This window comes from Pseudomonas sp. F3-2, assembly GCF_038804275.1.
Classification (GTDB): Bacteria; Pseudomonadota; Gammaproteobacteria; order Pseudomonadales; family Pseudomonadaceae; genus Aquipseudomonas.
On sequence record NZ_CP152388.1, the window covers coordinates 2931303 to 2946188 of the forward strand.

At 61.7% G+C, this 14886-nt stretch carries 16 protein-coding genes; 8 read left to right on the forward strand and 8 right to left on the reverse strand.

The features are described from left to right. Position 1 precedes the first annotated feature (1 nt). The 5 genes from AAGQ88_RS13405 (at position 2) to AAGQ88_RS13425 (ending at position 3866) form a co-directional block, all read left to right on the forward strand. Positions 2-676: an amino acid ABC transporter permease gene (locus AAGQ88_RS13405; RefSeq protein WP_342655671.1), complete on the forward strand. Its 675-nt coding sequence runs from the start codon at positions 2-4 to the stop codon at positions 674-676. Between the two features lies 1 nt (position 677). Next, positions 678-1325, forward strand: coding sequence for an amino acid ABC transporter permease (locus tag AAGQ88_RS13410; RefSeq protein ID WP_342655672.1), 648 nt, complete (start codon positions 678-680; stop codon positions 1323-1325). A gap of 38 nt (positions 1326-1363) precedes the next feature. Next, positions 1364-1738, forward strand: a complete 375-nt coding sequence (locus AAGQ88_RS13415; protein ID WP_342655673.1) for a RidA family protein — start codon at positions 1364-1366, stop codon at positions 1736-1738. Between the two features lie 4 nt (positions 1739-1742). Then, positions 1743-2999 (forward strand): D-amino acid dehydrogenase, encoded by a 1257-nt coding sequence (locus AAGQ88_RS13420; protein WP_342655674.1) that lies wholly within the window; start codon positions 1743-1745, stop codon positions 2997-2999. 192 nt (positions 3000-3191) lie between these two features. Then, complete coding sequence (locus tag AAGQ88_RS13425; protein WP_342655675.1) at positions 3192-3866, forward strand: DUF3313 domain-containing protein; 675 nt, start codon at positions 3192-3194, stop codon at positions 3864-3866. Between the two features lie 30 nt (positions 3867-3896). Here the strand turns inward: AAGQ88_RS13425 and AAGQ88_RS13430 are convergent, their stop codons facing one another. Both AAGQ88_RS13430 and AAGQ88_RS13435 read right to left on the reverse strand, forming a co-directional pair. Beyond that, on the reverse strand, positions 3897-4673 hold the full coding sequence (locus tag AAGQ88_RS13430) for a carboxymuconolactone decarboxylase family protein (RefSeq protein WP_342655676.1): 777 nt from the start codon (positions 4671-4673) through the stop codon (positions 3897-3899). Positions 4674-4778: 105 nt separating this feature from the next. After that, the gene (locus AAGQ88_RS13435) at positions 4779-5762 is read right to left on the reverse strand and encodes an aldo/keto reductase (RefSeq protein WP_342655677.1); all 984 of its coding nucleotides are present in this window, start codon (positions 5760-5762) and stop codon (positions 4779-4781) included. A 98-nt stretch (positions 5763-5860) separates the two neighbouring features. Here AAGQ88_RS13435 and AAGQ88_RS13440 point away from each other — a divergent pair, with 98 nt between their 5' ends. Further along, the gene (locus tag AAGQ88_RS13440) at positions 5861-6772 is read left to right on the forward strand and encodes a LysR family transcriptional regulator (protein WP_342655678.1); all 912 of its coding nucleotides are present in this window, start codon (positions 5861-5863) and stop codon (positions 6770-6772) included. A 5-nt stretch (positions 6773-6777) separates the two neighbouring features. On the opposite strand, the gene AAGQ88_RS13445 is transcribed toward AAGQ88_RS13440, so the two are convergent. Continuing rightward, on the reverse strand, positions 6778-7206 hold the full coding sequence (locus AAGQ88_RS13445; protein WP_342655679.1) for a cupin domain-containing protein: 429 nt from the start codon (positions 7204-7206) through the stop codon (positions 6778-6780). Positions 7207-7345: 139 nt separating this feature from the next. Here AAGQ88_RS13445 and AAGQ88_RS13450 point away from each other — a divergent pair, with 139 nt between their 5' ends. Further along, entirely contained in the window at positions 7346-8239 is an 894-nt protein-coding gene (locus AAGQ88_RS13450; protein WP_342655680.1) for a LysR substrate-binding domain-containing protein, read from the forward strand. Between the two features lie 11 nt (positions 8240-8250). Here AAGQ88_RS13450 and AAGQ88_RS13455 read toward each other — a convergent pair whose 3' ends face one another. From AAGQ88_RS13455 to galB, 3 genes are read right to left on the reverse strand one after another with little or no spacing between them, the layout of a single operon-like run. Next, complete coding sequence (locus tag AAGQ88_RS13455) at positions 8251-9336, reverse strand: 4-oxalomesaconate tautomerase (RefSeq protein ID WP_342655681.1); 1086 nt, start codon at positions 9334-9336, stop codon at positions 8251-8253. 3 nt (positions 9337-9339) lie between these two features. Further along, positions 9340-10056 carry a 4-carboxy-4-hydroxy-2-oxoadipate aldolase/oxaloacetate decarboxylase gene (locus AAGQ88_RS13460; RefSeq protein ID WP_342655682.1) on the reverse strand — a complete coding sequence of 239 codons (717 nt, stop codon included), beginning with the start codon at positions 10054-10056 and terminating at the stop codon, positions 9340-9342. Continuing rightward, complete coding sequence (galB, locus tag AAGQ88_RS13465) at positions 10053-10793, reverse strand: 4-oxalmesaconate hydratase (protein ID WP_285423761.1); 741 nt, start codon at positions 10791-10793, stop codon at positions 10053-10055. Before galB ends, AAGQ88_RS13460 begins: the two co-directional genes overlap by 4 nt. A gap of 123 nt (positions 10794-10916) precedes the next feature. Between galB and AAGQ88_RS13470 the strand changes: the two genes are divergently transcribed. Next, complete coding sequence (locus tag AAGQ88_RS13470) at positions 10917-12119, forward strand: LysR family transcriptional regulator (RefSeq protein WP_342655683.1); 1203 nt, start codon at positions 10917-10919, stop codon at positions 12117-12119. On the opposite strand, the gene AAGQ88_RS13475 is transcribed toward AAGQ88_RS13470, so the two are convergent. Together AAGQ88_RS13475 and AAGQ88_RS13480 are read right to left on the reverse strand one after the other, a co-directional pair. Next, the gene (locus tag AAGQ88_RS13475) at positions 12116-13387 is read right to left on the reverse strand and encodes a gallate dioxygenase (protein ID WP_342655684.1); all 1272 of its coding nucleotides are present in this window, start codon (positions 13385-13387) and stop codon (positions 12116-12118) included. The genes AAGQ88_RS13470 and AAGQ88_RS13475 overlap by 4 nt on opposite strands. Before the next feature lie 36 nt (positions 13388-13423). Continuing rightward, positions 13424-14719, reverse strand: coding sequence for an MFS transporter (locus tag AAGQ88_RS13480; RefSeq protein ID WP_342655685.1), 1296 nt, complete (start codon positions 14717-14719; stop codon positions 13424-13426). Between the last annotated feature and the right edge of the window lie 167 nt (positions 14720-14886).

Here is a 14886-nt window from a genome sequence, read left to right on the forward strand (position 1 = left end):
GATGGTGGTCATCAGTGAGCTGGAACACGCCGCGCAGTTGTTTCCCTATTTTCTCAAAGTCCTGGGACTGGGCGCGCTCAGCACCGTGGGGCTGACCGTCGCATCGTTTGCCGTGGCGCTGCTGCTGGGCTTCGTCCTCGCCCTGATGCGTTTGTCTCGGCGCGTGTGGCTGCGATCGCTGGCCAGCCTTTATCTGGAGCTGTTTCGCAATGTGCCGATTCTGACGCAGTTATTCATTTTGTATTTCGGACTCACGCACCTGGGGCTGACACTCCCGGCGACGGTGGCGGCGATCATCGGTTTCGGCCTCAACGGCGCCGCGATCCTCTGCGAAGTGTTTCGCTCGGCCATCAACAATGTGGACAGGGAACAGGCAGAGGCGGCATCGGCCATCGGCATGACCCGGCGCATGGCGCTGCGCATCATCGTCTTGCCTCAGGCCATCAAAGTGGCGCTGCCTGGCATGGCCAACTTCGCCATCAGCCTGCTCAAGGACACCTCCCTCGCGTCGGCCGCCGCCGTGCCGGAGCTGGCGTTCAAAGCGCGCATGCTGGTCAGCGAGACCTACCAGACCAACCTGATTTACCTGATGGTCGCTGTCATCTATCTGGTATTGAGCCTGGTGCTGGCGCGCATGGGCCATCGCGCTGAATCCCGACTGCGCGGAGGTCATTGACATGACGTATTACGAACTCTGGCAAGCCTGTCGCGAAGAACTGCTGGCCGCGGCCTGGTCGACCCTGCAACTGGCACTCGGTGCCCTGGCGATCGGGCTTGCAGTCGGCCTGCTTGTGGCGTTGCTGCGCATGAGCCGGGCGCGCCACGTGCGGCGCCTGGCCACCGCGTATGTCGAGCTGTTTCGCGGCACTCCGGCGCTGGTGCAGCTGTTCATTCTGTATTTCGGCCTGACGGCAGTCGGCATCGAATTCAGCTCGTTCCAGGCGGCAATGATCGGCCTCGGCCTCAATGCATCGGCCTACCTGAGCGAAGTCTATCGCGCCGGCATCGAGGCGGTGCCGAAGGGGCAATACGAAGCCGCGCAGACCATCGGCATGACGCGCTTCAAAACCATGCGCTGGGTGGTGCTGCCGCAGGCCATCCGCGTGGTGCTGGCGCCGATCGGCAACGTGGCGATTTCGCTGCTCAAGGACACCTCGGTTGCGTCATTGATCGCCACGCCGGACCTGATGCTGCGCGCGCAGGACCTCAGCTCCGTCTACTTCATGCCGCTGGAAACCTATCTGATCGTGGGCGCCATGTACTTCGTGCTGTGCTTCCCGCTGTCGCTCGCTGTACGAATGCTGGAGCGCAAGACCTCCAGATGATCAACCCAAGCAAGTCCTCAACCTCAACAGGAGTCATCATGCGTAAAGTGATCAAAACCGGACTGCCAGACGGATCCGCACCCGTGGAATGGGCGACCGTGGGCGGCAAGACCCTCTACACCGCCAGCATCCCGATCTACGCCGACGGCAGCATCGAAACCGGCGAGATCGCCACCCAGACCGAGTTGACCCTGCGCAACCTCAGGCAGACCATCGAGGCCGCTGGCGGCACCATGGACGATTACACCCAGCTGCAGGTCATCCTCACCGACAAGGCGTATTTCGAAGGCATGAACGAGGTGTATCGCACCTTCTTCAGCACGCCTTTTCCTAACCGGGCGACGATCATCGCCGACCTGATGGTGCCGGGCGCAAAAATCGAAATCATCGCCAACGCCTACCTGGAACAGTAAAACCATGCCCGCCACGATCATCATCGGTGCTGGCGTCATCGGCGCCACGACTGCGTATTTCCTCGCTCGCGAAGGTTTGTCGGTCACTGTGTTGGACAGCCAGCCCGAGCCCGGTATGCAGACCAGTTTTGCCAATGGTGGTCTGTTGGCGGCCAACAGCGCGCTGCCCTGGTCATCCCCGGGCACGCCGCTGCAAATGCTCAAGTGGCTGGGGCGTGAAGATGCGCCGCTGCTGCTGCGTCCCTCGGCGATCCCTTCGCTGGGAAGCTGGGGGCTCAGATTTCTGGCCAACTGTCGCGACAGCAAATACCGTGACACGGCCAACACGCTGACCCGTTTCGGGCAACACAGCCTGGGTCTGATGAACACGTTGCTGACTCGCGACTCACTGAATTTCGACCTGGGCCGAGGCGGGTTTCTGGAGATTTTCAAAGGACCCGGCGCACGGGCCAGCGCCGAGTCGTTCGCCGCGCTGCTCGAGCGCATGGGCGCTCGCGTCAGACGGCTCGACCGCCTGGCGTGCGTCACGCTTGAACCCTCGCTGCTACCGATCGAGTCGAGCATCGAAGTGGGACTCTGGCTGGAAAACGACTGCTGGGGCGATGCGCACCTGTTCACCCGCGAAATCGCCAGAGTCGCGGCGGATCAGGGCGTGCGCTTCGAATACGGCAGCGAGGTCACCGGCCTGGAGGTCAGGAACGGTAAAATCACCGGGGTGAAGCTTGCTCACGGGCGTATCGAGGCCGAGCGGGTCATCGTGTGTGGCGGGGCGGCGTCGCCGGCGCTGCTTGCACCGTGCGGCGTGAAGATCTCGGTGGCACCGGTCAAGGGTTACTCGCTCACGCTCAATCGCGATGAAGTGGGTGTCGCGCCGACGCGGCCTATCGTCGATGACCACGAGCACATTTGCGTCACGCCGCTGGGCGACCGGCTGCGAGTGGCCGGCACGGTGGAGTTCGCAGGCAATGACCGCACGCTTCGGGCGTCGCGGGTGGCCAATCTGAAACAGGCATTGCGCAACCTGTACCCGCAGATCAGTCTGCCGGCCGAGGTCAATGCCTGGTGCGGCATGCGCCCGATGACGGTGGATGGCCTGCCGTATATCGACGCGACGCCGATCGAAAACCTGTTCGTCAATACCGGCCATGGCGCATTGGGATGGACGCTGGCCTGCGCCAGTGCCGAACGGGTAACGCAACTGGTGACAGGCACCTACGCCCCGCATGTCGGCGCTTTCAAATTGAATCGACGGCTTATCTGACTCGCCAGACCTGATCGGGGTGCTACGGTCTGCTCAACTCGATCAGTCACGCAGAGGTGAGTCGAACACTGGCGATGCGCATTCTGCGTCTATGCTTGAGCGGCACCCCAATGGTCGCGCCGCCTGACTCGACATCACGCGCCCCGCAGGCCACAGCAGCCTCATAACAACACCCGAACAGGGAGTCACGCGATGAAAACGCCGTTGCTCGTCACGCTGTTTTGCTGTGCCACTTTCGCGTTGAACGGGTGCTCCAGCGCCCGCGTCGATCCCAGTCAGTATTCCGGATTCCTCAAGGATTACAGCCGTCTCAAGCCCACCGAAAGTGCCAGCGGTGCACCTGTCATGCGCTGGATCGATCCGGACGTGAAACTTGAGAAATACACCCGCGTATACATCGAGCCGAGCCAGTTTTACCCCAAACCACAGCCCACGGCGGTGATCTCGGCGCAGACGCTGCAGTCGATCACCGGCTACTTCGACACCGCTCTGCGCCGCGAGCTGGGGCAGAACATGACCCTGGCGCAAGGCCCCGGTCCCGAGACGCTCATCGTTCGGCCGGCCATCACTGCGGTCTCCACCCATAGCGAGGGGCTGAAACCTTATGAGGTCGTGCCGATCGCGCTGGTGGCGGCGGCTGTCAACACCGCCGCGGGTGGGCGCGACCAGAGCGTGGAAATTGCCACGGAAGCGGCTTTCCTGGATTCGGACACCAACAGTGTGCTGGCGCAGGTGGTGCGCAAGGGCAGTGGCAAATCGCTGGAAAACGACAAGGCACAACTGACGCTGGACGACGTCAAGCCGGTGCTCGACGGCTGGGCGAGAGACATGCGACTGGCTTACGAGAAGTTGAAGAGCAAGCAATAGCGACCGGGTCAGCGGCCGCCGCGTGCCCGATCAGGTCGCGCCGCGCGAGGCGAACACCTCTTTGAGCACGGGCACCGCTGACATCGCTTTCGGCCAGCCCACATAAAACGCCAGGTGGGTGACCACTTCACCGGCCTGTTCGCGGGTCAGGCCGTTGTCCATCGCACGGTTGAGGTGAAAGGTCAGCTGCGCGGACTGATTCTGACTGATCAACGCCGCGACGGTGATCAGGCTTCGGTCTCGCGGCGCGAGGTCCGTCCGGCGCCACAGATCGCCGAACAGCACGTCATTGGTGTATCGGGCCAGTTCAGGCGCGGTGCTGCCTGTTGCCTCGTCAACCGCAGCCCGGCGTCTGGTTTCGCTCTGTGCGTCCAATTGCAGCGGTTCGCTGGGGGGAGGGGTGATCTGCGCAGGATCCAGGCCGCGTTCGGCAAACACCTGCCGGGCAACGCCGACGGCCGACATCGCGTTCGGCCATCCGCTGTAGAACGCCAGGTGGGTGATCAGCGCGCCGATTTCACTGGGCTTTACGCCGTTGTCCAGCGCCAGTCTGATGTGCCCGGTCATTTGCGCAGTCTGGCCACTGGCGACCAGCGCGGCCATGGTGATCAGACTGCGATCACGCGGCACCAGCGCCGGACGCTTCCACACTTCGCCGAACAGCAGCTCAGTGGTGTAAGCGTACAGCTGCGGCGTGACCTCGAGGACGTCCGGAGAGGGCTTGGGATCAGGGCGCGGCTTGCCTTCTTCGGCGCCGACCAGCGCGGAAAAGAACACAGTCGCCAGGGCAGTGGTCATTCGTTTCATGAGCGTCGTTCCTTTATGGCGCGCAGCACGCGCCGATAGCGCGTGAATGAGAGATGGATCGGCGGGCGCCCTTCGCGTGGAAGAGGGCGGCGCCCGCCACAGGTGTCAGCGGTTCACGTTTTGCTGAAGATGCGCCGGATAACGGTCGCCGACGACATCGATGGCCTTGAGCGCAGATTCAATGGCATGCAGATCCGTCGCCGTCAGATCGATGGCCGCCGCGCCGTTGTTTTCCTCCAGACGGTGCAACTTGGTCGTGCCGGGGATCGGGACAATCCAGGGTTTTTGCGCCAACAGCCAGGCGATGGCGATCTGAGCGCGTGTCGCCCCCTTGCCGTCTGCCAGCGTGCCCAGCACCTCGACCAGCCCGGCGTTGGCCTTGCGATTCTCTTCGCTGAAACGCGGCACGACATGACGGAAGTCGTCTTGAGCAAAAGTGGTGCTGGCATCGATGGCGCCAGTGAGAAAGCCCTTGCCGAGCGGACTGAAGGGCACGAAGCCGATGCCCAGTTCATCCAGCAGCGGCAGGATTTGCTTTTCCGGTTCACGCCACCACAACGAGTATTCGCTCTGCAGCGCCGCCACCGGTTGCACGGCGTGGGCGCGGCGGATCGAGTCGACACCGGCCTCGGAAAGCCCGAAGTGCTTGACCTTGCCCTCGGCGATCAGGTCTTTGACGGTACCGGCAACGTCTTCCATTGGCACGCCAGGGTCGACCCGGTGCTGATAAAACAGGTCGATGCGGTCCGTCTTCAGGCGTTTCAGCGAGGCCTCGGCGACTGCGCGAATGTTCTCCGGACGGCTGTCGAGGCCTTGTGGCACCTCGCCGTTCTTGAAGCCGAATTTGGTGGCGATCACAACCTGATCGCGAAACGGCGCCAGTGCTTCACCGAGCAAGGCTTCGTTGGTGAAAGGCCCATAGGCTTCAGCGCTGTCGAAAAATGTCACGCCTTGTTCAAACGCGGCGCGGATCAGGCGGATAGCCGCCGATCGTTCCATGGCGGGGCCGTACGCGAAGCTCATGCCCATACAGCCAAGGCCGATGGCCGATACGTCGAGTCCCGTGTTGCCGAGTGCGCGATGTTGCATGTGTGGTCTCCTGTTTCGGGGTTATATGCACCTTAAGTTGATGTACGATGCTCAACAATCCAGCGAGCGCTGCATGACCCGATGAGGAATATTCACCAATGATTCGTGCTGATCTGCCCGAACTGACCGCCTTCATCGCTATCGCGGAAAACCACAGTTTTACCGGCGCCGCTCGCCTGCTGGGTGTATCGCCCTCAGCGCTCAGTCATGCCATGCGCAATCTCGAAGCGCGGCTGGAAATGCGCCTGTTCAATCGCACCACGCGCTCGGTGGCGCTGACCGAGGCTGGCGAGCAATTGCTCAAAGGCGTGCGACCGCTGCTCCACGAGTTGGCCGAGGTGGTCAATGAAGTCACCTCAACGCGCAACATGCCGTCAGGCTCGATCAAGATCAGCGCGTCCGAGTCCTCGATCAAATTGCTGGTGCGTCACGTCGTGCCGGGCTTCCTCAAGCAGTACCCGCAGATTCACATTGAGTTCGTCGCCGACAGCCGGCTGGTGGACATCGTGGGCGATGGCTTCGATGCCGGCGTGCGGGTGTTCGATGACGTGCCCAAAGACATGATTGCGATCCGCTTCGGTCAGGACATCCGCTTTGCTGCGGTCGCCTCACCGGAGTACCTGCGCGACCATCCGCCGCCGCAGGTGCCCCACGACCTCAAGGCACACCGTTGCATCCGCTTTCGCTTCGCCAGCGGCGCAGTGTTCCGCTGGGACTTCGAGTACCTGGGGCAGACCACCAGTTTCGACGCCGACGGGCCGCTGACTCTGGACAACATCAACGTGATGGTCGAGGCCGCGCTGGGCGGTATCGGCATCGCCTGGGTGCCGCTGGCGCAGGTCGCTGACCTGCTCGAGCAAGGACGCCTTGTGCATCTGCTCCCCGAGTGGGGCCCGGTCTATCCGGGTGTCTGCCTGTACTATCCCGCCAATCGCCATCCACCGCTGGCCTTGCGCCTGTTCGCCGACGCGGTGCGCGCGTGGGCCAGTCAGCCGCCGCCGGCGCCTTGAGCTTTTCAGTCGGTGACGAGCTCACCGGCCAGGTACTGTTCATCCGTCACCGCTTCCATCCAGTCGGTGTTTTTGCCGTCGATGGTCTCCGTCACCGCGAAGTGCGACATCGCGGTGGTGGCCGCCGCGCCGTGCCAGTGACGCTTGTCGCACGCGCAGGTGATGACGTCGCCGGCACGGATTTCGGTCCGCGGCCCGCCTTCGCATTGAGTCCAGCCTACGCCTGTCAGCACCACCAGCACTTGTCCGGCAGGGTGGGCATGCCAGTGCGAGCGTGCCGAGGGTTCGAAAGTGACGACAGCGCCTGTCGCCCGGCCCGGCGCTTCGAGCTGAAAGGCGTTGTCGATCCGGACGTTGCCGGTGAACCACGCCTCGGGTCCTTTCACGGACGCTTTGGTTCCACTGCGAACGATGGTCTGGGCTGTGGCTGTCATGAGTGCTCCTTTTTAAATGAAGACGGTACGGTCCGATCGCCGGACCTGTATGAGGTGAAACCGATAGAGCCACAGTACGGCGTGGGCAACTCGAGCACTAGATGGCAAAATGTGCATACACTTATGCATGGGTGGATAAATGAACATCCCCGATCTGAATAATCTGGTCGCACTGCTGACCGTTGCACGCGAGCAGAGCTTCACCCGGGCAGCCGCCCGACTGGGCGTTTCGCAATCCTCGCTGAGCCGCACGGTCACGGCGCTGGAGCAGGAATTGGGCCTGCTGTTGCTCACCCGGACCACGCGCAGCGTCTCGGCGACCGAAGCGGGCCAGCGTCTTCTGGATTCGATCGGCCCCAGGCTTGATGAAATTGCCGCAGAACTGCAGGCCGTCGCCGAGCTGCGCGAACGGCCTGTCGGCACGGTGAGAATTTCGGCCACCGACTACGCCGCCAATCAGTACGTCTGGCCCAGGCTTCAATCGTTGCTAAATGAGTACCCTGAGTTACGTGTCGAGCTGATCAATGATTACAGCCTGACCAACATCGTCGCCGAGCGTTACGACGTCGGTGTGCGACTGGGTGATCAGGTGGAAAAGGACATGATTGCAGTGCGTATCGCGCCTGACGAAACCATGTCCGTGGTGGGCGCGCCTTCCTACCTGCGCGACAGGCCGGCGCCGCAAACGCCACACGACCTGACCGCGCACAACTGCATCAACCTTCGACTGCTCACTCGCGACACGCTGATGGCCTGGGAACTGCACAAGGGGCGCAAGCAAATCGAGGTGAAGGTGAGCGGGCAACTGGTGTTCAACAATGCGTATCAGATGCTCGACGCGGCGAAAAAAGGCTTCGGCCTGGCGTATCTGCCCAAGGCGCTGGTCGAGCCTGACGTGCAGGCCGGCCACCTGCGCCGGGTCCTTGAAGACTGGTCGCCGACTTTCACCGGCCACCATGCCTATTACGCGAGCCGACGCCAGTCGTCACTGGCGGTGCGTCTGGTGATCGCGGCATTGCGTGGCGAAGGGTGATCCTGGCTGGATCACTGCTGCGGCAGGTCGAACGCCGACCGGCGAACAAACACGTGGCCATCGAACAATAAGCGGGCCGTTCGCACCAGACCGCAGCTTGCGAGCCGGCCGTTATCCAGGCGCAGACGCACGCTGAATTCGCCCGTTGGGTGCTCGACCGACAGGTGCTGTTCATCCTGACCGGTGGCGTGGGCGATTCCGGCAGCGACAGTGCCCTGGATGAGGCAGGCGGACGCGACGCTGACGGCGGCGAAAACGCCGATAGACACATGGCATTTATGAGGGATGAAACTGCGACTGCTGATCGATCCGCCAGCGACAGGAGGCGATATCAGCACCATTTTCGGCACTGTGCGGTCAGTGACATCACCCAGATTCATCCGCGCACCCGCCTCGAGCCGAATGGCCTCGATGCGACCTTTCAGTTCAGCGTCAGCATCCAGAGATGCAACGCTTTCGTACCCGCTACAGCCCAGATCGGTCGCACGGATCAGCACCACCGGCATGCCGTTATCGATGCAGGTGACGTCCACGCCATCCAGTCGATCGACGACGTTGCCGGTGGGGAGCAGGGCGCCGCAACTGGAGCCGGCAATGTCATCGAATTCAATAATGACCGGGGCTGCAGTCCCCGGAACGCCGTCGATCCTGGTGTCGCCGTCGTAGTTCACCGCGTTGTCCGGCGTCTGGATGATCGCGGTTGCGGTCTGGCGAGTGTTCTCCATGAAAATCCGCACCGAGGTGTGCGCCCCCTGGATGGCGACCAGCCCACGCTCAATGACGAACGGGCCGACGCCAGCCAGAATGTTGCCGCAGTTCTGCCCGTAATCGACCCGTGCTTCAGCGACCGCCACCTGGGCGAACAGATAATCGACATCCACGCCCGGTCGACTGGAGCGCCGGATGATCGCCACTTTGCTGGTCAGTGAGTCCGCGCCGCCGATTCCATCGATCTGACGCACGTCGGGAGATCCCATGGCAGCCAGCAGCACACGGTCGCGCGACGAAGCGTCACTAGGCAAGTCTTCGGCCAGGAAATAAGCGCCTTTGGACGTGCCACCGCGGATGAGCAGGCAGGGAATACGGGCGTGCACCATCCATCAGTCCTCCAGTTGCTCGACACGGTCGACATAGCGCAGGCCTTTCTCGGCAAGCCTCCCGCGCATGTTGTAGATATCCAGACCGAGTTCACCCGCGGCCAGACGCAGGCGTTTTTGCTCTTCGAGATCGGCCCGTTTGCGGCTGCTGTCGATGACGTGCGGCAGCTCTTCGCGGCGTACGACCACCACTCCGTCGTCGTCGGCGAGGACCACGTCGCCCGGATTGACCAGTTGCCCGGCGCAGATCACCGGGATGTTTACCGATCCCAACGTCTCCTTGATCGTGCCCTGAGCGTGAATGGCGCGGGACCAGACGTGAAAGCCCATTTCACGCAATGTCCGGGTGTCGCGAACGCCTGCGTCGATGATCAGACCGCGGACGCCGCGCGCCTGGAGCGAGGTCGCAAGCAGGTCTCCGAAGAAACCGTCAGTGCAAGGGGAGCTCGGCGCCACCACCAGAACATCGCCCGGTTGGCACAGCTCGACGGCGACATGGAACATCCAGTTATCGCCGGGAGCGACCAGCACCGTCACGGCCGATCCACTCATGGCGATATCCCGCTGAACCGGCCGGATATCGCACGCGAGCAGGCCCTTGCGTCCCTGCGCTTCATGCACCGTGGCCACGCCATAGCGGGTCAGTTCATCGATAAGGGCGGGATCGGCGCGCTCGATGTTCCGCACAGCGATGCCGGTCTTGCCTGTCAGGTTGCTCATCCCAGATTCTCCGTTACGCGTGGGAAGATACTTTGATAGCCCTCGCCGTAAATGATGTCCTTGCTGGCGGTGATGCCGATGTTGCGCTTGGCCTGAACGCCGCGCTGCAAAGCCACCCGGGTGTAGTACTCCCACAGGTGCTCCTGGCCGGCCATGCACTGGATCGCTGCGTATTTTTTGTCCCACACCGACGTGATGTCCAGCAACACGTCGGGTTTCCACTCGCATTGCTCCGGCTGGTGCGGCTCGAAGCTGTAGACCGGAGGCGCGCCGACGATTTTCTCGCCGGGCCTGTACCCCTCGGCCTGGGCAATGATCCGCGCTTCCTGGGTCAGATGGATCGCCAGTGGATGGTCGTAGTTGTATGGGTCTTTGAGCGAGTGGCTCAGGACGAACTCGGGCTGGACCTTGCGAAATACATCGGCCAGACGGAAGAGGGTGTCTGTGTCGGCTCGCATCGGATAGTCGCCGATGTCGAAGAACTCGACGGTCGCGCCAAGGATGTCGGCTGCCGCTTGCGCTTCATCCCGCCGGGCGGCTTTGACCTTGTTTTCTGTCATCTCGGCGCCTTTGCGCCAGAGCTTGGCTGACTCCCCGCGTTCGCCGAACGACAAGCACACGATGTGCACCGCATAACCTTGTGAGGCGTGCAGCGCGATGGCGCCCCCGGCGCGCCAGACGAAGTCGGCGGAGTGGGCGCTGACAACCAGCGCGGATTTTTGCAGTGGATGACTCATGACGGGCAGGCTCCCTTATTGACGTCACTCGATGCTGACAGGCTTGCCAAGAGCGGACTAATGCGTAAGGCTGGCATGCCCATACGTTTTGTTTATGGGGTCCTGTCCAGACGCGAGGCGGCGATGCCGGAAACAGCTCTTCCACACCTGATGCAGATTCGCGCTTTTATCCGCATCGCCGACGAGGGCAGCGTGTCACGGGCTTGCGACGGGCTGCTGCGTGCCCAGTCGGTCGTCACCCGCGCGATTCGCGACCTGGAGCAGAGCCTCACGGTGCCGCTTTTTGAACGGCACGCCAGCGGCATGCTGCTCACGCCCTACGGCAAAGCCATCTTGCCGCGTGCGCGAAGGGTCATGGCGGAGCTGGAGTCGATCCCGACGTTGATCGGCCACGCGCCTCATGAGCCGCTTTACCTTCTCAATACCCGCCGTTTGCAGATATTCGTGAAGCTGTGCGAAACGCAGCACATGCAGACGGTAGCGCGCTCATTCAATCTCACGCAGCCGGCCATCAGCGCTGCACTGAAGATGCTCGAAAACGGCGCCGGTAAATCGTTGTTCGAAAGAACCGCCCGAGGCCTGCGGCCGACACGGGCCAGCACTGAAATCCTCTATCCGATACGCCGCGCCTTGAACGATCTGCGCCACATCCGGGCTGATGTGGCCAGCATCAAGGGCTCGCTGCAAGGCCTGGTCACAGTGGGCGCGCTGCCTTTGGGACGCACGCGCATTCTGCCGCAGGCTTTCGTTCGGCTGCTGGCCGACCATCCTGGTGTGCGGATCGCCACCAACGAAAGCCCGTTCAATTTGCTGGCACTGGAGTTACGCGCCGGCGATGTGGATTTCGTGTTCGGCGCGCTGCGAGGGCAGGATTACGCCAGCGACCTGCATGGAGAAAAGCTGGTGACCGAGGAAATGGTGATCCTCGCCGGCCGTGGGCACCCCTGGCTGGACCGGCCGGTCAGCCTGGATGATCTGGCCGGCGCAAGATGGGTATTGCCGCGTGCTGACACGCCGGCCAGGCTGTTGCTGGACAGCCATTTCGCAGCGTTGGGCCGAAAAGCGCCAGAGCCTGTCGTCGAGACAGGTGATATGGCGATTATCAGAGGGCTGCTCATGCGTTCGGACATGCTGGCGATCGTTTCCGAACACCAGCTGGAGTACGAGATCGCTTCTGGTGAACTGCAACGGCTGGATCTGCCGTTGCAGGACACTCACCGCGCGATCGGCCTCATATACCGAACCAACGGTCTGCATTCCCCGGCCGCAGAAGCGCTGATCAAGAAAATCCGCGAAGTGACGCAAGAAGTTCTGGACGGCGATTAAGCGGTTGTGTCGGCCTGCTTTCCTGCCACCGAGTACGTGACCTGCTGGTTGCGGGTTTCCTGGAACTCTTCCAGTGTCATTCCTTTCATCGCCGAATAGATATGCAGATTGGAAACGCCGACGACAGCCCCGAGTTTTTCCAGCAGAAAGAAAATGACGCCGTACTGGATCAAACCCCGCCAGTCACGCGTTTGCAGCAAGTGCTGTTCTTCCTCCGTTAATTGATGCGCATCATAAAGTGGCTGAGGCGCCTGCAGGAATCGGGCGCGCCAGGCTGGATCGATCAGGTTGTGCAGGAACCGGTTCAGCCGATAGCCCTTGTGACTTCTCTCCAGCGTGAACGGGTAGGTGCCCGCCAGTTTTTCCACACCTGCCAGTTGATGATTGACGTGATCGCGGTGACGTTGCAGGACATCCACGGGCACTTCGCGAGACTGATTTTCCAGAAGCAGCGTCGCGATCCCGGTCATGGAGGGCAAGTAGTAATCCTGATGCAGGACGCTGACGTTGGCGGACAACGCTCCACGCATGATGAGCCAAGTGATGACCTCCGAGCCTTCCATGCCGCCCAGCGTGGCGTATTCGGCCAGGGTGATCTCGGTCAGGCGCTCGGGATCGTTCACGAGCAGATCGACGAATTGCGCGTCCCATTCAGGGTTATTGAAACCGCAGCGTTCGCCGTGAACCTGATGCGATGCGCCGCCGGTTGCGACGATCGCGACATTCAGGTCCTCCGGATAGCTCTCGATGGCTCGGCGCAATGCTTTACCCAGGTTGTAGCATCGCTTCGCCGAGGGTATCGGGAACTGCAGCACGCCCACTTGCAGCGGGACGACGTCGACCGGCCAGCCTTCTTTGAACGGCATGAGCGCGGACATGGGCGAAAACAGGCCATGGTCCACCGGTTTGTCGCGAAAGAATGACATGTCGAATTCGTCAGCCATCAGACTGTTGCCAATGTGCCGCGACAGAGCGGCGTGACCGCCAATGGCCGGAAGGTCACGCTTGCCACCGCCTTCATCGGCCACGTCATAGTGATCATCTACTCCCAGGGCAAAAGCGGAATAGTGGTCGAAAAAAAACGAGGTGACGTGGTCATTGAAAATGTAGAAAAGCACGTCCGGCTTGCGCTCGATCAACCAGTTTCTGATGGGCTTGAAACTCTCGAATATCGGCGCCCATGCCGCTTCTTCCTGTTTGTCATGATCGACGGCAAAGCCGATGGTCGGCGTATGTGAGACGGCCAGACCGCCGATGATTCGAGCCATTTCAGGCCTCCATGAGTGAATGTCGATGAAATGCGTTCAACTGGTACGGCCATACGTTTCATTTATGCCATCGCCAGCGTGCGGAGTTTCTGCCAAGACAGCATCCACCGCCGTCAGGTCCGCACCGGTCGCATTCGGCAGACACAGCGCCGCCAGAAAACCGATCAGGTACGAGCCTATTGCGAATGAGCCCATCGCCACTGGCAAGCTCATATGAACCGAAGCAAAACCCACTGCGGCCGGCATGATCGAGCCGAAACCACGGCCAAAGCTCGTGCAGAATCCGGCGCCGTTGGCACGCATGCGGGTGGGATAAAGCTCAGAGAACGCCAATGGCAGGCCCGAGGCCAGGCCTCCCTGGAACGCGCCGAGCAGTAATCCCAATGCCAGGATGATGTTCAGATGAACGTCGGCGAACATGTAGACCGATACCACAACGGCCTGGCAGACCAGAAACAGCATGAAGGCGCGCCCCCGACCGATCCGGTCGCTGAGCAAACCATAAACGAAGGGCCCTATCAGCGAGCCGATGATGTTCACCGCCAGATAGCCTGACGTGGACGCGATGGGCAGGTTCAGCACCGTACGCATGTAGGTCGGCAACCAGGTGATCATGATGTATGCACCGCCGAAAATGCCGCTGGCGAGCACAGTGCTGATGAGGGTGACTCGACGGTGCTCCGCAGCAAAGATGGCTTTAAGGTCGATGCCTTTGCTGCTTTTTCGGCTTTGATTGAATGCGGCCGACTCAGGCACCAGGCGGCGGATAAACCATATCAGCAGGGCGGGAAGCAGGCCGATGGCGAAGAAGGCACGCCAGGCGACGTCATCCGGCAGGAAGTTGAACAATACCGGCATGGTCGCCAGCGAAATCGCATAGCCCACGGCATACCCGCTCTGCACAGAAGCAGCAACGCGGCCGCGCAGCGCTGGCTTGATCGCCTCACTGATCAGCACCGCACCGACGACTGCTTCACCGCCGTACCCGATGCCTTGCAGAAAACGCACCGGCAAGAAGCTCCAGAATCCGGTGCAGAACGCGCCCATGCAGGTGAAGACCGCCACCCAGAGCACCGTGCCCTGCATCACCTTGATCCGGCCGTAACGGTCGGCCAGCATACCGGCACCCCATCCGCCCAAGGCGCTGCCGATAAGTGAAACGGAGCCCAGAAGACCAGCGTCCGACTTGCTCAGACTGAGCACCGTCATCAACACCGGCATCATCAGCGCGAAGATGGTCGCGTCCATCGAGTCGAGAGTGAATCCGCCGAAACATGCCCAATAGGTACGTTTCTCGGTGGACGTCAGATTGGAATACCAACCCAGTCGCATGTGTCGATCCTTATTTTTATGGCAATAAGGAGGAGGGTAAACGGTCGCAGCCGCAGACTCGGCTTGAATGTTTTATCGAGCGAGCCGTTCTATTTATAGGCGGCCGCGAAAGGCTATGCTCGCCGACTCATCCAGACCTGGCGGGAACCGCTCTGATGAGCGTTACC